This is a genomic window from Nitrospirillum karajorum (assembly GCF_036348415.1).
Taxonomy (GTDB): Bacteria; Pseudomonadota; Alphaproteobacteria; order Azospirillales; family Azospirillaceae; genus Nitrospirillum; species Nitrospirillum amazonense_B.
In genome coordinates, this window is sequence record NZ_JAZBQB010000004.1 from 431304 (window position 1) to 450412 (window position 19109).

Consider the following 19109-nt stretch of genomic DNA (forward strand, 5'->3'; position numbering starts at 1 on the left):
ACGCCATCGACGTTGACAGGAATTACAACTCCCGGTATGCGGAGTTCCAGGAATTCCTGCTTCACAGAGACTCGGCGGCACATGCGTTCCCTATTGGCCGGGCTGAGCCCCGCCGACATCCGCACCGACCCCTTCCCCCATATCGTGGCGGACACACCCATGGAGGCGGGGTTGTATGAGGCGCTCAGCGCCAGCTTCCCGGACTTCCAGCGCCTAGGCTGGCCGTGCCCGCCAGAACGCATGCCCAACAACCGCCGTTATGAACTGTCGGCCCAGATGATCCTGGATGCGGACGACATGCCGGACTGCTGGAAGGAGTTCGTGGCCTTTCACAGCGGGCCGGCCTTCCTGGCCGAGGTGGAGGCGTTGTTCGAGGGATATTGGGATCCCGCCCTGCTGGCGGCCCTGGACGGGCGCCTGACCGGACACCGCACTGGCCGGCGGAACCTGGTCCAACCAGGGGCCCACCGTATCCATCAGGACGCCCGGATGGAGATCAACACCCCGGTACGGGATCGGCCGTCGTCATGCAGGGGCCCTCACCTGGATACCCTGAACCGGCTGTTTTCCTGCCTGTTCTACATGCGCGCACCGGACGACGACGCACAGGGCGGCGACCTGGAGTTGTATCGCTGGCGCGATGGCCCCACGGGACGGATCAATGCCTACGATTTGCCCGCCGACGCGGTGGATGTCGTGGCCACGGTGCCGTACCGCGCCAATCGCCTGGTGATCTTTCCCCAATCCGTGAACGCCCTGCATGGCGTCACCGTCCGTCATCCCACACCGCACACCCGTCGCTATGTCTTCATCACGGCGGAACTGGGCGAAGATTGGCTGCAATCCGCCGTCCGCGAGGCGAACTGACAGGCGCGTTGTGGGCCAGGGCACGCGATCCACATGATGCGGCCCCCCTGATGCGGCGTTACCGCCAGCGGAACGGCGAAGCGGCCTTAGCGTTCCCTACATCTGGTAGCCGGGTGTCGGGGTCCACAGTTTGATCAGCGGCCCCTCCCCACCCATCACCGGATCGACAGGAGGGAAAGGCACGCGCGCGATACGATCCAACACCGCCGGCGTGGGTGCGTCCCGGCAAACGTCCCACTCCTGACCCTGAGGATAGCCCCCCACCACCAGCAGGTCATCACTGCCATCGAATCGGCAATGGCCAGTGCCGGCGGGCAACACGGCCGCGTCGCCGGCCTGCAGGCGGGCCACGCGCCCCTCGGGGCCGCCCAGCATCACCTCCGCCCACCCCCGGGCGAAGCCCAGCACCTCATGGGCTGTCGAATGATAATGGTGATAGTCATAAATCCCGTCGCGCCAGCGGGCAGGCCAGCCGTTGCGGTCGAACAATCCCTCGAACATCGCGGCCAGATCGCTGTTCCCTTGGCCATCAAGGGCGACCATGCTGCGATACAACAGGACAGGTAGCCGGGCGTTATTGGGCACCCAGCCAAGGCTGTGCAGGATGAAATTCTCTGGCCAGCGGCCCGGCTCGCCCGCCATGCCACCGTAGGCGGCGGATTCCGTGTGATGATCGGCCATGGCGCATCTCCTCAAGGGCAGGCATCCCCGCCTCTCAAGTCGGCCACGGCGTTCTCGGTTCCGCTATCCCTCCGCCACGTCGGCGAAACTGTCCAGGTGCAGGCGGCCCGCCATCACCACGGCCTGCGTACGGCTGTAGACGCGCAGTTTGTGAAGGATGCTGGAGACGTGGGCCTTCACCGTGGTTTCGGCGATATCGAGATCATAGGCGATTTCCTTGTTCAGCTTGCCCGTGCCCAGCAGTTGCAGCACGCGACGCTGCTGCGGCGTCAGGGTCAGAACCCGCTGCAGGAAATCATCATCCGTGGCCTGCCCCTTGGGGTCCGGCGGCGGTGCGGACATGGCCAGATCGTCGGGCCGGTACGTGCCGCCCCCCGCCACCAGCGACAAGGCCGCCACGATCTCGGCCCGCGGGGTGGATTTGGGGATGAAGCCCATGGCGCCCAGGGCCAAAGCCTCCCGCACCAGGCGCGGGTCCTCCAAAGCGGAGATGACCACGACCGGGGTGGCGGGGAATTGGCTGCGGACACGGACCAACCCCTCGAACCCATCCACGCCGGGCATGCGCAGATCCAGCAGCAGGAGATCGGCGGCGCCGATGGACTCCAGCAACTGCATCACCGCCCCCAGATGGGCGCATTCAAGGATTTCCGGCTGGTCAAAAGCAGCCTCCACGGCAAGGGTCAGCGCGCCCCGCACCATGGGATGATCGTCGGCAATGATTATTTGCGGCATGCGTCGCCTCGTTTGCGGGCGATTGTCATTCGGCGTTTCCTCAATATTGACGATAGTCGATCCGCCCCGGCGGGGCTAGTGCCGAAGAAGGTTAGGTCGCACAACCAACCACCGGATTAGGCCGGCCTCCCGCCAATACAGAACAAGATTTTGATTAAGAAAGAGTTTATGGTCAAAATGGCGCCGAGATCGCTTACCGGGGGTTGGTACGACGCAGGGGTTAAACCACCCTTGTACCAAAGTACAATTGGCACCCGCGACGGGCTTCTCGAAGATGGGCATCAAGCTGATCAGCGGTCATCGCCCTTGGGATTTCCCTCTTGGGATTTCAAGGCGAAGGCCGAAAGAACAGCGCCCAGGAGAGGATTAGGCCCCCGGCGAAGGTCCGGTGGGTCAGCGAAGACGCAAAACTGGCAAAGTTCAAGTTCCCGCGTGATCGTGCGCCTGCGGTGTGACCGATGATCGTCACCCCGACTGCCGTTGGCGGACGCCTGCTTGGCAATCAAGCGTGAGCGGCACAACCGGCGGCACCAGGTCCAGGGGTTGCGGAGGCGTCCAAGGCCCAGCGCGGGAGAAAACCAGTCTGAACGGACCTGTCCTTCACCCTTGAGGAGATCCCCATGCGTTGGAAAAAGCCTGTCGTCACCGAGATCGCGCTCGGCATGGAAATCAACTGCTACGCCTGCGCGGACGTCTGACGCCGCCATCACCGGGCGGGCCCGGCGGGGTCCGCCCGGCCTGTTTGTTTTTGGGGCGTTTCGCTGGCTTGCCCAAGCCCCCGCAACCACCCACCTGTTCTTAAAATGCGTCGCCCATCCGCCGGCCAGGCGGACACCAATCGGACCGGACCTACCGGCCAATCCCCAGGGAGGGAAATGATGAATCAGCGGAAGAAGGTGTTGTTGTCCTGGACCGCCTTAGTGGCGGCCAGTCTGCTGTCCAGCCAACCGTCGCTGGCCAACGACGAACTGTCCAAGATGTCCAAGGACCCCAAACAGTGGGTCATGCAATCCGGCGATTATGCCAACCAGCGCTACAGCCCCCTGAAGCAGATCACCACCGCCAACGTCAAGGAACTGCGCCCCGTGTGGACCTTCTCCACCGGCGTGCTGCGCGGCCATGAGGGCGGCCCGTTGATCGTGGGCGATGTCATGTACGTCCACACCCCCTTCCCCAACGTGGTGTACGCGCTGGACCTGAACAACCAGGGCCGCATCCTGTGGAAGTATGAGCCCAAGCAGGACCCCAGCGTCATTCCCGTCATGTGCTGCGACACCGTCAACCGCGGCGTGGCCTATGGTGACGGCAAGATCATCCTAAACCAGGCGGACGCCAACGTCGTGGCGCTGGACGCCAAGACCGGCAAGGAGCTGTGGAAGGTCGCCAACGGCGATCCCAAGAAGGGCGAAACCATGACCGGGGCGCCGGTGGTGGTGAAGGACAAGGTGCTGGTCGGCATCAGCGGCGGCGAGTTCGGCGTGCAGGGCCGTATGACCGCCTACAACCTGAAGGACGGCTCCGTCGCGTGGAAGGCCTACTCCGTCGGGCCTGACGACCAGATCCTGTTCGACCCGCAGAAGACCACCAGCCTGGGCAAGCCGGTCGGCGCCAACTCGTCCCTGTCGACCTGGCAGGGCGACCAGTGGAAGACGGGCGGCGGCGCCACCTGGGGCTGGACCGCTTATGATCCGCAGCTGAACCTGATTTATTACGGCTCGGGCAACCCCTCGACCTGGAACCCCAAGCAGCGCCCCGGCGACAACAAATGGTCCATGACCATCTTCGCCCGCGACGCCGACACGGGCATCGCCAAGTGGGTCTATCAGATGACGCCCCATGACGAATGGGACTATGACGGCGTCAACGAGATGATCCTGGCCGACATCAAGGTGAAGGGCACGCCCGTCAAGGCGCTGGTCCACTTCGACCGCAATGGCTTCGCCTACACCATGAACCGGGAGACCGGCGAACTGCTGGTGGCGGAGAAGTATGATCCGGCGGTCAACTGGGCCACGCATGTCGACATGAAGACCGGCCGGCCCGAAGTGGTGGCGCAGTACAGCACCGACCACAACGGCGAAGACCACAACACCAAGGGCGTGTGCCCGGCCGCGCTGGGCAGCAAGGACCAGCAGCCGGCGGCCTACTCGCCGGAAACCGGCCTGTTCTACGTGCCGACCAACCACGTCTGCATGGACTATGAGCCGTTCAAGGTGTCCTACACCGCCGGCCAGCCCTATGTGGGCGCCACCCTGTCGATGTTCCCGCCCAAGGGTGAGACCCACCTCGGCAACTTCATCGCCTGGGACGCCAGCAGCGGCAAAATCGTCTGGTCCAACAAAGAAACCTTCTCCGTCTGGTCGGGCGCCCTGGCCACGGCGGGCGGCGTCGCCTTCTACGGCACGCTGGAAGGCTACCTGAAGGCGGTCGACATGAAGACCGGCAAGGAACTGTACAAGTTCAAGACGCCGTCGGGGATCATCGGCAACGTCACAAGCTATGAGCATGGCGGCAAGCAGTACATCGCCGTGCTGTCCGGTGTCGGCGGCTGGGCCGGCATCGGCATGGCTGCCGGCTTGGGTGGCGACTCCGAGGGCCTGGGTGCCGTCGGCGCCTACAAGCAGCTGGCCAACTACACCCAGCTGGGCGGTGTGCTCACCGTCTTTGCCCTACCGTAACCCTCTCTATTCCACTCATCCCCCGCCTGGGGCGATCCCCCAGGCGGGGTTTCTTTACCCCCAACCGGGCCACTCAGCCTGAACTGCGCACGCGAAAAACAGTACGCAAAACCACATTCTGTGAAAGAGGTTCGATTGATGCCGAAACGCTTGGCGCTGACCGCTGCCATCACCCTCATGGCCCTGCCGCTCTGTGTTGCCGCCGGCGCCGCCGGTGCCGCGGACGGCAGCGCGCCCACCGCCGCCAAGGCGGCCGAGGCGAAGCCCTACAAGGTGGAAGGCGGCAAGGTCGATCCCGGCACCTACAACGGCTATCGCCGTTATGGCGAATCCTGCATGCGGTGCCACGGGCCCGACGGGGCCGGCAGTTCCTATGCCCCAGACCTGACGGACAGCCTGAAGCACATGGACTATGACGCCTTCGCCGAGACGGTGATCAATGGCCGCAAGAACGTGAACACCGCCAACAACAACGTCATGCCGTCCTTCGGCACGACGGAGGACGTGGCCAATTACCTGGATGACATCTACGGCTACCTCAAGGCGCGGTCCGACGGCGCCCTGGGCCGCGGCCGCCCGCAACGCATCGGGGATTGAGAGCGGCGCCCTCATGAAAACGGCCTTCCGCCTGGCGATGGCGGCCTTGCTGCCGCTATCCCTGACCGGAACACAAGCCCAGGCCCAAACGGCCGAGCTGGTGTCCCGCACCGAATTGCGCATCTGCGCCGACCCCAACGACCTGCCCTATTCCAACCAGAAGGAGGAGGGGTTTGAGAACAAGGTCGCGGCCATCATCGGCCAGGACCTGAAGCTGCCCGTCAGCTATGTCTGGTTCCCGCAGGTGATGGGGTTCGTCCGCAATACCCTGCGCGCCCGCCAATGCGATCTCGTCATGGGCACGGTGGCGGGTGACCCGCTGATGGACAACACCAGCGCCTATTACCACAGCGGCTATATGATCGTGACGCGGGCAGATGCCGGCCTCACCGCGACCTCGCTGGGCGACCCCAGCCTGGCCGACAAGCGTTTCGGCCTGGTGGCGGCGACGCCCCCCACCGATTTGCTGCTGCGCCACAACCTGATGTCCAAGACGACCTCCTACGCGCTGACGGTGGACACCCGTTACGAGTCGCCCTCGCGGGCGATGCTGCAGGACCTGGTGGATCGCAAGATCGACGTGGCCCTGCTGTGGGGGCCCATCGCCGGCTATTACATCAAGAAGGAAAAGCTGCCCCTGAGGGCCGCCTTCCTGGACCCGGAGGGTGACGGCAACCGCCTGGATTTCCGTATCACCATGGGCGTGCGCGCCAACGAACCGGAATGGCGGCGCACTGTGGACCAGGCCCTGCGCCGTCATCGGGCCGAGGTGGACACGCTCTTGGCGGATTATGGCATCCCCTTGCTGGATGAGGAGAACAAGCCCATTCCCGGCACCCTGCCCGGCGCCGGCGCCAAACCATGAGGTTGGGCGCGGCGGCGCGCGCCGCCGGCCTGGCATCGGGCGTGCTGGCATCGGGTGTGCTAGCTGTGGGCCTGCTGGCGGCCAATGCGCTGGCGCAGTCGGCCACCCCGGTGCCTGAACCACCGGGCTATCGTCTGGACGACTATCGGGCGCCGGTGCCCGCGACGGTATCGGGTGGCAAGGTGCTGACCACCGATGCGCTGCGGGACCTGCTGGCCCGGCAGAGCGACCGCGTGATCCTGGTGGACGTGGTGCCGGCCCCCCGCCGTCCGGCGGGGATGGCGCCAGAGTCCCCTGGATGCCCCTGTCCCACGCCGACCTTCCGGGCAGCGTCTGGTTGCCCGACGTGGGCCGGGGGGCGTTAAGCCCCGGTCTGGAAAAGTGGTTCCAGCAACAACTTGCGACTTTAAGTGGGGGCGACAAGAGCCGCCCGCTGGTGTTCTATTGTCTGCCCGATTGCTGGATGAGCTGGAATGCAACCAAACGCGCCGCCAGTTATGGTTACACCAATGTCGCCTGGTACCCAGATGGCGTTGACGGCTGGCGCGCCGCCGGATTGCCCCTGGCCACGGCCACGGCGCTGACCCCCCCGGAGGCCCCGGGGGTTCCCTGAGTTCACGACGACCAGAGAACAGGCAAAGGAGAGTTGAAGTGCGACGTATCGGATTTTGGGCGGCGGTGACCGCCACGATCATCGCGGGTGGATCGGCCGGCACGGCCCTGGCTGCGGGCGACGCGGCCGCCGGCCAGGTGGTGTTCAAGAAGTGCGCCGTCTGCCATTCCATCGACGCCGGCGTGAACAAGGTGGGCCCCAGCCTGCACGGCGTCGTCGGCCGCAAGTCCGCCACCGCCCCCGGCTACGACTATTCCGCGGCGATGAAGGGCGCCAACAAGGAATGGACAGCCAAGGAGCTGGACACCTATCTGACCGATCCGCGCGCCGTTGTGCCGGGCACCAAGATGGTGTTCGTCGGCCTGAAGGATCAGAAGGACCGCGACAACGTCATCGCCTATCTCGAGACGCTGAAGTAAGCGGATACCGCTCCGGAGGCACCCCCGCCTGGAATCACCGGGCGGGGGTGTTTTTGTTTGGACCCGCGGACGCACTGTGGAATGGGGGTTATGGTCGGGCGTATGACGTCGTTTCGCGCTTTACGCCCCGTGATGGACACCGACCTGCCGGTTTTCTTCGCGCAGCAGGCCGACCCTATTGCCGCCGACCAAGCGGTATTTGGCACGGCACGATCGGATGATGAGGGGGCGTTCCTGGCCAAGTGGGCCGTCATCCGGGCCAACCCGGACCTGCTGACACGGACCGTGGAGGCGGACGGTGGCGTGGCGGGCTATGTCGCGCATTTCATTCAAGAGGGCCAGCCCTCCATCAGCTACTGGCTGGGCCGCGCCTATTGGGGCCGGGGCATCGCCACCGCCGCCGTCGCGGCCTTCGTCGCCGGCATCGCCATCCGTCCGCTCTACGCCCGCGTAGCCGTCAGCAACACGGCATCGGCCGGGGTGCTGATCCGCAACGGCTTCCGTCTCGTCGGGTCCGGCCAAGCCCATTCCGCGCGCCTGGACCAATGGGTGGACGAGGGTGTGTTCCGCCTGGACGCGGGCGTTGTGCACAATCAATGACCGCGACCCGGTGGCCCTGGCCCTTGGCAAGCCCCCGCTGCTAGTCTGCGCGCTCATCGGCAAATTCCCCCGTGATGGATGGTCATGCAGCTGATCAGTACCCTGGCCACGATCGGCTTCGTCCTCCCCCTGTTCCTCGCCCTGGTGGGCGTGCTGCTGGCCCGGCGGGATTATGGGGTCGCGGTGGCGTGGGGCGGCGGCGTGATGATGGCGCTGCTGGTCGCGCTGGCGATCCGTGGGGTGCTGCGCGATGACCCGGACCTGCCCCATTTCCCAAGCGGGCATGTCACCCTGGCCGTGGCCTTCTATGGCGGGTTGCTGGCCATCTATCTGCGTGGCGGCCTGAACCGAGATCGCACGGCCGTGCCCGTGATCCTGGCCACCCTGGCCGCGATCGCCCTGCTGGAAGGGGTGTCGCGCATCCTGCTGACGGAGCACACCTGGGTGGATGTCCTGGGTGGCTTCGCCGTCGGGTCGCTGGGGCTGCTGGCCACCGGCTGCCCCTGGGCGGTGGGCCGCATCCGGACAGGCTCGCGCCTATGGCTGGCCGCGACCCTGGCCGTGGCCGCCCCCATCGCCTTCATGACCGTCGGCTGGCTGGACGGGCTGATCCGCCACTGGGTGACGTTGTAACACCGTAGGGTAACACCGTAGGGCGGAGCCCCGGACGAGGCGAGCCGGTCCCCCTATCCGTCCCGCCCGGATGCCCGGGTGCGACACACCGGCACAGGCCCCGGCGTGGCCAACCCCGTCGGTGACTGAACCGTCTCGAACTTCAAATCCCCAATCCTTTCGACAAGATCCCCGAAGGCCATTGGCGCCATTTATGGGCCGCGCCGGCAATCACGACCGGCAGCGATTTTCGAAACCCCGCCAGCCTTCGCAAGGAAAACATCATGTCCATCACGGCCACGCCCACCCCCGGCGCCAAGCTGCTGACCCCCACCGATCACACCCTGATCATGATCGACTTCCAGTCGCAGATGTCCTTCGCGACCAATTCGATCGACGCCATCATGCTGCGCAACAACGCGGCCCTGGTGGCCAACGCCGCCGCCGGCTTCAAGGTGTCGACCATCCTGACCACCGTGGCGGTGAAGAGCTTCTCCGGCCCGATGTACGCCGAGATCACCGACGCCTTCCCGGGCCAGGATCTGCTGGACCGCACGTCCATGAACACCTGGGAAGACGCCGCAGTGATCCGCCAGATCAACGCCATCGGCAAGTCGCGCATCGTGCTGGCCGGCCTGTGGACCAGCGTCTGCATCGTCGGCCCGGCCCTGTCGGCCATCGACCAGGGCTTTGAGGTCTATGTCATCACCGACGCCTGCGGCGACGTGTCGACCGAGGCGCATGAGCGCGCGGTGGAGCGTATGGTCCAGGCCGGCGCCCGCCCGATCACCGCCCTGCAGTACATGCTGGAACTGCAGCGCGACTGGGCCCGGACCGAGACCTACGACATGACCACCGGCATCGCCAAGAAGTTCGGCGGCGCCTATGGCCTGGGCATCACCTACGCCAAGACCATGTTCAACGCCCACGAGGGCTGAGCCGTCGGCGCGGCCGGGCCTGCGTCCGGCCGCGCCCTTCTTCTGGCGGCAGGGAGAACGCCCCCATGAAAGTCTACCTCTTGTCACTGGGCGCCGGGTTGCTGGTGGGCGTGATCTACGCCCTGATCAACGTCCGGTCCCCCGCCCCGCCCGTGGTTGCCCTGGTGGGCCTGCTGGGCATCCTGGTGGGTGAGCAGATCCCGCCCCTGCTGAAAACCCTGTGGGCCAAGGAACCGGCCGCCCTGTCCTGGATGCAGGAACAGGTGCGCCCGCACATGTTCGGCCATTTGCCGCAAGGCGCGCCCAAAGCCGCCGCCGCGGATGCCGCCGCACCCGATACCGCTAAAGGGACCTGAGAAATGACCACCGCTGCTGATGTCCAGACGGCCGACCTGATCCTGCATCACGGGCTGTTCACCACGCTGGATCGCGCCAACCCCACCGCCACCGCCGTGGCCGTCAAGGACGGCCGCTTCCTGAAGGTGGGCGGCGAGCGTGAGGTGATGACCCACGCCGGCCCCGGCACCAAGGTGATCGACCTGAAGGGCCGCCGCGTCCTGCCCGGCCTGATCGACAACCACCTGCACATCATCCGCGGCGGCCTGAATTTCAATATGGAGCTGCGCTGGGACGGCGTGCGCAGCCTGGCCGACGCCATGGCCATGCTGAAGCGCCAAGTGGCGGTCACCCCCGCCCCGCAGTGGGTGCGCGTGGTCGGTGGCTTTACCGAACACCAGTTCGTGGAAAAGCGGCTGCCCACCATCGAGGAACTGAACGCCGTGGCGCCGGATACGCCGGTGTTCATCCTGCACCTCTATGACCGCGCGCTGCTGAATGGCGCCGCCCTGCGCGCCGTGGGCTACACCAAGGACACGCCGGAGCCGCCGGGCGGGCAAATCCTGCGCGACGCCAGCGGCAACCCCACCGGCCTGCTGCTGGCCAAGCCCAACGCCGCCATCCTCTACGCCACCCTGGCCAAGGGCCCCAAGCTGCCCTTCGAATACCAGGTGAACTCCACCCGTCATTTCATGCGGGAGCTGAACCGGCTGGGCGTCACCGGCGCCATCGACGCCGGCGGCGGCTTCCAGAACTACCCCGATGACTATGAGGTCATCCAGAAGCTGGCGGATGAGAACCAGCTGACCATCCGCCTCGCCTATAATTTGTTCACGCAGAAGCCCAAGGGCGAGAAGGACGACTTCCTGAACTGGACGCGGACCTCGACCTACAAGCAGGGCACCGACTATTTCCGCCACAACGGCGCCGGCGAAATGCTGGTGTTCTCCGCCGCGGACTTCGAGGATTTCCGCCAGCCCCGCCCCGACATGGCGCCGGAGATGGAAGGTGACCTGGAAGAGGTGGTGCGCATCCTGGCGCAGAACCGCTGGCCCTGGCGCATGCACGCCACCTATGACGAGACCATCAGCCGCGCGTTGGACGTGTTCGAGAAGGTGAACCAGGACGTGCCGCTGGAGGGCCTGAACTGGTTCTTCGACCACGCCGAGACCATCTCCGACGAATCCATCGACCGCATCGCGGCCTTGGGCGGCGGCATCGCCGTGCAGCACCGCATGGCCTACCAGGGCGAATATTTCGTGGAGCGGTATGGCCTGGGGGCAGCCGCGGCAACGCCGCCGGTGGCGCGCATCCTGGAAAAGGGTGTCAAGGTCTCCGCCGGCACCGACGCCACCCGCGTCGCCAGCTATAACCCCTGGGTTTCGCTGGCCTGGCTGATCACCGGCAAGACGGTGGGCGGCCTGCACCTCTACCCCCGCGCCAACTGCCTGGATCGCGAGACGGCGCTGCGCATGTGGACGGAGAACACCACCTGGTTCTCCAACGAGGAGGGCAAGAAGGGCCGCATCCAGGAAGGCCAGCTGGCCGACCTGATCGTGCCGGACCGCGATTTCTTCGCCTGTGCCGAGGATGAGATCGCCGACACCACCGCCCTACTGACCGTGGTGGGCGGCAAGGTGGTTTACGGCGCCGGCGACTTCGCCAGCCACGACGCCGCCCCCGTGCCGCCGGCCATGCCCGACTGGTCGCCGGTGCGGACCTTCGGCGGCTATGGCGCCTGGAACCTGCTGGAACCGACGAACACCAAGCTGCAGCGCCAGGCGGCCCAGTCCTGCGGCTGTGACAGCGCCTGCGGCGTGCATGGCCACAGCCACGCCACCGCCTGGTCGGCCAAGCTGCCCATCCGCGACCTGAAGTCCTTTTGGGGCGCCCTGGGCTGCGCCTGCTGGGCCGTCTGATCATGGAAGGCTTGGCCGCCCGCGTGTTGACGCCCCCCATCGTGCGATGGGTGGCGCTGCTGGGCCTCTGCGCCGCCTATCTCCAGGGCGGGATCAACAAGGCCCTGGATTTCGGCGGGGCCGTGGCCGAACTGGCGCACTTCGGCATGCCGCCCCTTCCCGCCTTGGCGGCGGCGGTCATCGCGCTGGAGCTGGGGGCCTCGCTGCTGATTCTGGCCGGCCGCCTGCGCTGGTTGGGCGCCCTGGCCCTGGCGGGCTTCACACTGTTCGCCACCTTCGTCGCCAACCGCTACTGGACCATGGCGGGGCCTGAGCGCGCCATGACCGCGAACGCCTTTTACGAACATCTGGGACTGGTCGGCGGCTTCCTGCTGGTGGCCTGGCATGACCTGAAGTCCCAGCATCCTTCACCGTCCGCATCCTGATGGGAGCCTTTCCGATGCGTATCCGTTCTTATGCCGCCGCCCTGCTGATGGGCGCCTGCCTGGCCCTGCCCCTGGCGGCACATGCCGCCGCCCCCGCCAGCCCGGCCATCGCCGTGGCGCCACAGTACGACACCACCCACGTCTATGTGGCGGTGGAGGATGTCGACAAGTTCGTCGCCAGCTTCCTCGCCACCTTCGGCGGGCAGAGCACCAAGCAGGTGGTGGCCACCGTCACGCCCACACCCAGCAGCACCACGTCGCAGCTGTTGCAGACCCCGGTGGGCACCGTCTCCCTGTTCGGGTTCAAGACCCCCGTCCCCTATCCCTTCGGGGCGGAGCGCACGGGCTATCTGGTGACCGACATGGACGTGGCGACCAAGGCCGCCGTCGCCGCCGGCGCTGACGTGCTGGTGGAGCCCTTCCCCGACCCCATCGGCCGCGACACCGTCATCCAGTGGCCGGGTGGCGTGAACATGCAGCTGTACTGGCACACCACGACGCCCAACTACACCGCCTTCGAAACCGTGCCGGAGAACCGCGTCTACGTCTCCGCCCACAAGGTGAAGGAGTTCGTGAAGGACTGGGTGGCCTTCAGCCATGGCAAGGTGGTGTCCGACGACGCCAAGGCCCCGGGCGTGGAAATCGGCCATCCCAACGACACCTACCGCCGTGTCCGCATCGAGAGCGCCTTCGGCAAGATGACCGTGCTGGTCACCGATGGCCATCTGCCCTGGCCCTATGGCCGGGAGATGACGGGCTATGAGGTCAAAAACCTGGATGAGACCCTGGCCAAGGCCAAGGCCGCCGGCGTGACCGTGGTGGTGGAGCCCTACACCGCCGACCACCGCAAGGCCGTGGTGGTGCAGTTCCCCGGCGGCTACATCGCCGAAATCCACAGCACCGCGTCCTAAGTCCCGTCATGATCTGCCGACGGCACCCAGCATCGCCCCCGTGCCGTCGGCACCTGATGGCGTCCATACTCACTCTCGGCACCCTGGCCTGCGCCCTTCCCGGCGGGGCCAGGGCGCAGGAGGATGATACGATAGAGACGCCCGCGGCCCCGGCCGCGACCCGCCCGGCCATCAAGTCCAACCGGTGGCAGGAGGATTGGTCGGCCCTGGCCGATCCGGCGTTGCGCACCGAACCTCTGGACGGGCTGAAGTACATCCCGCTGGACGACACCAACGCCCAGACCTACCTGTCGCTGGGCCTGACCCTGCGCGAGCGGTTCGAGGACAACGAGGCGCCCCTGTTCGGCGTCGGGGGACGCAAGGGCGACAGCTATGTCATCCAGCGCCTGCAGACCCACCTGGACCTGCGCATCGACGGCCATTGGCAGTTGTTCGGCCAGTTCGAGGATGCGCGCGCCTTCGACAAGGCCACCCTGACACCGGCCGACCAGAACCAGGCTGATCTGCGTCAGGCCTTCGTCGCCTACAGCGGCGACCTTGACGATGGCATCACGCTGAAGGTCCGCGCCGGCCGGCAGGAGATGGGCTTCGACCGCCAGCGCTTCGTTTCCACCCGCGACGGCCCCAACGTGCGCCAGGCCTTTGACGCCGTATGGGTCAACGTGGAAAGCGCGCCCTGGCGCGTCATCAGTTTCTGGAGCCACCCGGTGCAGTACCGCACGGGGGAACCGTTCGACGACTATTCCAACACCCACCTGCAATATGGCGGCATCCGCGTGGAACATTCAGGCGTGGGGCCTGGGGAATTGTCCGCTTACTATTCCCGCTACCAGAACGACACCGCCAAATACCTGGACGCCAGCGGGCTGGAGCGGCGCGACATCTTCGACGTGCGCTATGCCGGGGCGGCGGCGGGCTTCGACTGGGACGTGGAGGGCATGGCCCAGTGGGGATCAGTCGGGCCCAAGGCGGTGGGGTCCTGGGCGGTCGGCGCCCTGACCGGCTACACCTTGAATGACGTCCTCTGGACGCCGCGCCTGGGCCTGCAGGCGGATGCCGCCTCGGGCGACGACCGGCCGGGCGACGGGCGGCTGGGCACCTTCAACCCGTTGTTCCCCAATGGCTATTATTTCGCGCTGGCGGGCTACACCGGTTATGCCAACCTGATCCACCTGAAGCCCTCGCTGACGGTGAAGCCGTTGCCGAAGCTCAGCCTGATGACGGCGGCGGGCCTGTTGTGGCGGCAGACGACGGCGGATGCCGTCTATGCCCAGCCCACCATCGCCGTTCCCGGCACCGCCGGCAAGGGCACGCCCTGGACCGGCGTTTACGGCCAGCTACGCGCAGACTATGCCGTCACGGGCAACCTGACAACGGCGGTGGAGGCGGTGCATTACGCCATCGGCGACACCCTGCGGCGCGCCGGCGGGCACGACAGCGATTATCTGGGCATCGAAGTCAAACTGGGATGGTAGGGTCATGAAACAGGGTTTGCCCGTGTTGTTGAGCGTCAACGGCGGCTATGTCGATACCGCCGGCTTCCTGGCCTTGCAGGGGCTGTTCACCGCCCATGTCACCGGCAACTTCGTCACCTTCGGCGCCTCCCTGGTGCTGGGAACGTCGGGGGCGGGGGCCAAGCTGCTGGCCCTGCCGGTGTTCTGCGTGGTGGTGATCCTGTCGCGCTTCCTCTGCGCGGGGCTGGAGCGGCGCCAGGTGCCCATCCTGCGCACCCTGCTGGTTCTGAAGATGCTGCTGCTGGCCGCCGGTGCCGCCCTGGCCATCCATTTCGGCCCCTTCCACGATGGCGACGCCCTGCCCGCCATCGTCACCGGCATGGTACTGGTGACCGCCATGGCCCTGCAGAACGGCATGCACCGCGCCCATATGAGCACCACTCCGCCCACCACCCTGATGACCGGCACCACCACCCAGATCATGATCGACCTGGCCGACCTGATGCGCGGCGTTGGGCCGGAGGCGCGGGCCGCCGCCAAGGGCCGGCTGGGCAAGATGTCGGCCAGCGTCATCGGCTTCGCGCTCGGCTGCGCCGCCGCCGCCGGCCTGTTCCTGGTGGTGCGCGAATGGGCCTTCGTCGTGCCGCCGGTCATCGCCTTCATCGGCGTGCTGGTCGTGGGGAATGAGCCCGCGAAGACGTGAGACGCGCCCCCTCGCGCCCGGCCCCGAGGACCGCTATAGTTAGCGGTAACATGCCGGGCGGCGATAAAGGGGGAATATGAGTGGGACCAAGCGGACGCTGGGTCGATGTGCGGCGGTGGTCGCGTGCGTGATCCCGCTGGCCGGCGGGCCGATGGCGGGAAGTCCCGCCCTGGCGGCCACCGTTGAACGGGCCCCCTGGGGCATGACGCCGGAGGGGGACCGGGCGGAAACGCTGACCCTGTCCACCGGCAACGCCCGGCTGACGCTATCCACGTACGGCGCGCGCATGGTGTCGCTGCAACTGCCCGACCGCAAGGGCCATAGCTCGGACGTGCTGGTCTTCCCCAAGGACCCGGCGACGCTGGCGGGGTTCTGGGTCATGGCCGGCGCCTCCGTCGGGCGGTTCGCCAACCGCATCGCCAATGGCGCCTTCCCCTTGGACGGCCACGTCTATCAGTTGGACCGCAACCTGGGGCCCAACACGCTGCACGGCGGGGTTAAGGGTTTCGACAACCGGATGTGGCAGGCCAAGGCCGTGGCCGACGGGGTGGAATTCCAGTACGCGTCAGCGGATGGGGAAATGGGCTTCCCCGGCACGATGGACGTGCGTGTGACCTATCGCCTGCTGCAACAGGATGGGCAGACCGTCGTGGCCATCGACTATGCCGCCACGACGGACAAACCGACGGTGGTCAACCTGACCAACCACGCCTTCTTCAATCTGGCGGGTGCCGGACAGCCCCTGGACGGCCAGGCCATCACCCTCGCCGCCGACCGCTACACCCCCACCAGCCCCGACGCCATTCCCGATGGCAGCATCGCGCCCGTGGACGGCACCCGCTTCGACCTGCGCCACGCCACCGGGCTCAACGCGATCCTGAAGACCGGCGGCATGGACCAGAACTTCGTCCTGGCCACACCCGGCTCGGTCGCCGCCAGCCTGGCGGCGACCGTGGCGACGGTGACCGACAGCGCGTCGGGCCGTGTGATGCGGGTCTACACCACCGAACCCGGCCTGCAATTCTACCTGCCCGCCAAGCCGCCCGCCCTGAACGGCACGCCCGCCCCCGGATTCTCCCTGGAAACCCAGCACTTCCCGGATTCCCCTAATCATCCGGCCTTCCCCAGCACGATCTTGCGCCCCGGGCAGACCTTCCAATCCACCACCCGCTATGTGTTCACCATCGGGCGGTAAGGGGCACCGACCTCGGAGCCACGGCAAACCGTCACGGGCCCTTCTCACGATCGACGTAAGCAAGCCGCTTTTCGGTGAGAGCCGTCAGAACGGCCTCCCGCAAAGCGGTGACCATCCTTAACGGCAGCAGACCGTATTCAAAACGCCCAGGGATTTCTGGAATGGGACGCATATCGGGCGAAGGCCAGGCATCGATGTTCGCCTCGCTCAAGATGATCCAGGAAGACCGGTCGGCATCCAAGCCCAAGTGACGCTTGACCGGCAGCGGGATTTCCAAGGCCGCAGTGTCCGCACCAGGCGCCTGCGTTGTTATCGGGACGATCAAGACGCGCCGGCTTCCGGCAACCCCATCAACCGACAACACAACGCAAGCGGGGCGTTCCTTTTCAGCGATGTCCTTGCCCGCCAGCGTCTGGCGTTTCCAGACATACTCATAACGAAACACCAAGCCAGGCTTGGCATCCGGCAACGGCATGTCAGTCAGCCATCAAATGGTCGAGCGCGGCCTGTTCGGCGTCGTAATAGGCTTCTTGCAAGGAGCGGAGAAATTCCTCCGGCATCTCTTCGATGGCAATCACCATCTTGTCACGCTGCTTCAAGCGCTCAAACTCATCAACGGACAGAATCACCAGGCGATCCCGACCATGGTAGGTTACGCTTACGGGCTCCCGCAATGCGGCCTCCTGGACCTTGGCCCCATTGCGCTGAAGGTCGAGGGAACTGAACTGTCGCATTCCACCCCTCCATAATATACATAATTTATGATTTTATTCTGATGTGGAGTCAAGATCCCGCCCTGCGGTGATTGGCGGGACTATCCTTCAAATTCGCGCGCATTCCGACAAGAACGGCCGGTCGCCGCTGCCTACCGTGGCCCGCTGTTCGCGCCGATAAACATTTTGTCGACAAACCATCGGAGAATCATGGGCAGCGTTGGGCAGTTCGAATTCATCCTGCTGCTGCTGGTGGCCATCCTGGGCCTGCGGCTGCTGGCCGGGCGCCTGGGTCTGCCGCCAGCGGCGGCGCTGATCATCGGCGGCATGGGCCTGGCCTTCGTGCCGGGCGTGCCGGCCTTCGACCTGGACCCCGACCTGGTGCTGGTGCTGTTCCTGCCCCCGCTGCTGATGGACGGCGCCTATTACACCGTCTGGCGGGAGTTCCGGCGCAACCTGGCCGCCATCCTGCAACTGGCCATCGGCGCGGTGCTGTTCACCACCCTGGCCGTGGGTGTCGTCACCCACCTGCTAGTGCCGGACCTGCCCTGGGCGGTGTGCTTCGCGCTGGGGGCGGTGGTGTCGCCCCCCGACGCGGTGGCGGCCAAGGCGGTGCTGGAGCATGTAACCCTGCCCCGCCGCCTGACCGTGCTGTTGGAGGGGGAAAGCCTGCTGAACGACGCCGCCGGCCTGGTGCTGTTCCGCTTCGCCATCGCGGCCGCCCTCACGGGCACCTTCAGCCTGGGCCAGGCCACCCTGGCCTTCACCGGCCTGGCCGTGGGCGGGGTCATCATTGGCGGGGCGCTGGGCTATCTGTGGGTCCGCGCCCTACATCTGCTGAAGCATGAGCATCTGACCATCACCGCCATCTTCCTGCTGCCCTGGGCCGCTTATATCAGCGGCGAAGCGGCGGGCGTCTCCGGCGTCATCGCCACGGTGGCCGCCGGCCTGGTCCTGGGCTGGCACCAGCATGAGGTGTTCACCGCCAGCGTGCGCCTGATGAGCACCGCCGCCTGGCAGGTCATGGTCTTCGTGCTGGAGGCCCTGGTCTTCATCCTGATCGGCCTGTCGCTGCGCGGCGTGATGAGCCGCCTGGGCGGTGTGGAACACGCGCTGGGCACCCTGGCCGTGCCGGTTTTAGCCGTGCTGGGCACCGTCGTGGCCGCCCGCTTCCTCTGGGTCTTCGCGGCGGAAGGGGCGGGCCAGATCCTGGGCCTGCTGGTGAAGCGACGGCCGCTATGGTCCCCCGCAAGCGCCCTGTTGCTGAGTTGGGCCGGCATGCGCGGTGTGGTCACCCTGGCCGTGGCCCTGTCCATCCCCACCGGGGTGCCGGGGCGCGACCTGATCCTGGCCGCCGCCTTCGCCGTCATCCTGGGCACCGTACTGATCCAGGGCAGCAGCCTGGGCCCGCTGATCCGCTGGCTGGGCCTGGACAAGTCCGCCGGGCACCAGGGCGCGGTGCTGACGGCGCCCCAGGCCATGGCCGCGGTTACCGCCGCGCAGTTGGAAGCGGTGCGCACCCGCGCCCACAATGCCGACGGCAGCGTGCGCCACCCCCGCCTGTTGGAGCAGTACACCCACCGCGCCCGGGTGGCCGAGCGCTATTCCAAGGAGCGGGACGTCCTGAGCGCCGACCGCAGCGAGCATTACGACGTGGTGCTGGCCACCATTGCCGCCGGCCGGGCGGAAATCCTGCGCCTGCACCGCGCCGGCCGCATCCACGACGACGTGCTGCACGTCCTGGAATATGAGCTGGACTTGCAGGAGATGGCGGCCACCACTTCACGGATGAGGTTGGGTTAAATCGCGCGATGGACGGCCGCGCCAGCGATACCCGCCTGAAAAGCG

The 19109-nt window shown here is 66.5% G+C and carries 23 protein-coding genes; 19 read left to right on the forward strand and 4 right to left on the reverse strand.

Going from position 1 to position 19109, the window contains the following annotated elements:
• The first annotated feature begins 81 nt into the window (after positions 1-81).
• Positions 82-867: a 2OG-Fe(II) oxygenase gene (locus UCD39_RS27420; RefSeq protein WP_330498780.1), complete on the forward strand. Its 786-nt coding sequence runs from the start codon at positions 82-84 to the stop codon at positions 865-867.
• 96 nt (positions 868-963) lie between these two features.
• On the opposite strand, the gene UCD39_RS27425 is transcribed toward UCD39_RS27420, so the two are convergent.
• Entirely contained in the window at positions 964-1548 is a 585-nt protein-coding gene (locus tag UCD39_RS27425) for a cupin (RefSeq protein ID WP_330498781.1), read from the reverse strand.
• 63 nt (positions 1549-1611) lie between these two features.
• Positions 1612-2283 (reverse strand): response regulator transcription factor, encoded by a 672-nt coding sequence (locus tag UCD39_RS27430; protein ID WP_145735162.1) that lies wholly within the window; start codon positions 2281-2283, stop codon positions 1612-1614.
• Between the two features lie 620 nt (positions 2284-2903).
• On the opposite strand from UCD39_RS27430, the gene pqqA reads away from it, so the two are divergent.
• From pqqA to UCD39_RS27505, 17 genes are all read left to right on the forward strand, one after another.
• A complete protein-coding gene (pqqA, locus tag UCD39_RS28690; protein WP_145735224.1) occupies positions 2904-2981 on the forward strand; it encodes a pyrroloquinoline quinone precursor peptide PqqA in 78 nt (25 codons plus the stop codon).
• Between the two features lie 180 nt (positions 2982-3161).
• Entirely contained in the window at positions 3162-4961 is a 1800-nt protein-coding gene (gene xoxF5, locus UCD39_RS27435; RefSeq protein ID WP_322481724.1) for a lanthanide-dependent methanol dehydrogenase XoxF5, read from the forward strand.
• 138 nt (positions 4962-5099) lie between these two features.
• On the forward strand, positions 5100-5558 hold the full coding sequence (locus UCD39_RS27440) for a c-type cytochrome (RefSeq protein WP_211102249.1): 459 nt from the start codon (positions 5100-5102) through the stop codon (positions 5556-5558).
• Between the two features lie 13 nt (positions 5559-5571).
• On the forward strand, positions 5572-6423 hold the full coding sequence (locus UCD39_RS27445; protein WP_330498782.1) for a substrate-binding domain-containing protein: 852 nt from the start codon (positions 5572-5574) through the stop codon (positions 6421-6423).
• Complete coding sequence (locus UCD39_RS27450) at positions 6420-6788, forward strand: rhodanese-like domain-containing protein (RefSeq protein WP_330498783.1); 369 nt, start codon at positions 6420-6422, stop codon at positions 6786-6788. The genes UCD39_RS27445 and UCD39_RS27450 overlap by 4 nt, the downstream gene beginning before the upstream one ends.
• A complete protein-coding gene (locus UCD39_RS28695) occupies positions 6722-7036 on the forward strand; it encodes a rhodanese-like domain-containing protein (protein ID WP_442943721.1) in 315 nt (104 codons plus the stop codon). The genes UCD39_RS27450 and UCD39_RS28695 overlap by 67 nt, the downstream gene beginning before the upstream one ends.
• A gap of 38 nt (positions 7037-7074) precedes the next feature.
• On the forward strand, positions 7075-7455 hold the full coding sequence (locus UCD39_RS27455; RefSeq protein WP_330498784.1) for a c-type cytochrome: 381 nt from the start codon (positions 7075-7077) through the stop codon (positions 7453-7455).
• Between the two features lie 102 nt (positions 7456-7557).
• Positions 7558-8055: a GNAT family N-acetyltransferase gene (locus UCD39_RS27460; RefSeq protein WP_330498785.1), complete on the forward strand. Its 498-nt coding sequence runs from the start codon at positions 7558-7560 to the stop codon at positions 8053-8055.
• An 84-nt stretch (positions 8056-8139) separates the two neighbouring features.
• Complete coding sequence (locus UCD39_RS27465; RefSeq protein WP_330498786.1) at positions 8140-8688, forward strand: phosphatase PAP2 family protein; 549 nt, start codon at positions 8140-8142, stop codon at positions 8686-8688.
• Between the two features lie 263 nt (positions 8689-8951).
• Positions 8952-9605 (forward strand): hydrolase, encoded by a 654-nt coding sequence (locus UCD39_RS27470; protein ID WP_145735156.1) that lies wholly within the window; start codon positions 8952-8954, stop codon positions 9603-9605.
• Positions 9606-9670: 65 nt separating this feature from the next.
• Positions 9671-9961, forward strand: coding sequence for a XapX domain-containing protein (locus UCD39_RS27475; protein ID WP_145735155.1), 291 nt, complete (start codon positions 9671-9673; stop codon positions 9959-9961).
• Positions 9962-9964: 3 nt separating this feature from the next.
• Positions 9965-11860, forward strand: coding sequence for an amidohydrolase (locus UCD39_RS27480; RefSeq protein WP_330498787.1), 1896 nt, complete (start codon positions 9965-9967; stop codon positions 11858-11860).
• Positions 11824-12285 carry a DoxX family protein gene (locus tag UCD39_RS27485; protein ID WP_330498788.1) on the forward strand — a complete coding sequence of 154 codons (462 nt, stop codon included), beginning with the start codon at positions 11824-11826 and terminating at the stop codon, positions 12283-12285. The genes UCD39_RS27480 and UCD39_RS27485 overlap by 37 nt, the downstream gene beginning before the upstream one ends.
• Before the next feature lie 14 nt (positions 12286-12299).
• Positions 12300-13196, forward strand: coding sequence for a VOC family protein (locus UCD39_RS27490; RefSeq protein WP_330498789.1), 897 nt, complete (start codon positions 12300-12302; stop codon positions 13194-13196).
• Between the two features lie 56 nt (positions 13197-13252).
• Positions 13253-14671: an alginate export family protein gene (locus UCD39_RS27495; protein WP_330498790.1), complete on the forward strand. Its 1419-nt coding sequence runs from the start codon at positions 13253-13255 to the stop codon at positions 14669-14671.
• Positions 14672-14675: 4 nt separating this feature from the next.
• Positions 14676-15353, forward strand: a complete 678-nt coding sequence (locus UCD39_RS27500) for a YoaK family protein (RefSeq protein WP_145735150.1) — start codon at positions 14676-14678, stop codon at positions 15351-15353.
• Positions 15354-15429: 76 nt separating this feature from the next.
• Positions 15430-16548 carry an aldose epimerase family protein gene (locus UCD39_RS27505; RefSeq protein WP_330498791.1) on the forward strand — a complete coding sequence of 373 codons (1119 nt, stop codon included), beginning with the start codon at positions 15430-15432 and terminating at the stop codon, positions 16546-16548.
• A gap of 31 nt (positions 16549-16579) precedes the next feature.
• Here UCD39_RS27505 and UCD39_RS27510 read toward each other — a convergent pair whose 3' ends face one another.
• Positions 16580-17023, reverse strand: a complete 444-nt coding sequence (locus tag UCD39_RS27510) for a hypothetical protein (protein WP_330498792.1) — start codon at positions 17021-17023, stop codon at positions 16580-16582.
• A gap of 1 nt (position 17024) precedes the next feature.
• The gene (locus UCD39_RS27515; RefSeq protein WP_330498793.1) at positions 17025-17282 is read right to left on the reverse strand and encodes a type II toxin-antitoxin system Phd/YefM family antitoxin; all 258 of its coding nucleotides are present in this window, start codon (positions 17280-17282) and stop codon (positions 17025-17027) included.
• Positions 17283-17471: 189 nt separating this feature from the next.
• Between UCD39_RS27515 and UCD39_RS27520 the strand changes: the two genes are divergently transcribed.
• The gene (locus tag UCD39_RS27520) at positions 17472-19064 is read left to right on the forward strand and encodes a Na+/H+ antiporter (protein WP_330498794.1); all 1593 of its coding nucleotides are present in this window, start codon (positions 17472-17474) and stop codon (positions 19062-19064) included.
• The last annotated feature ends 45 nt before the right edge of the window (positions 19065-19109 follow it).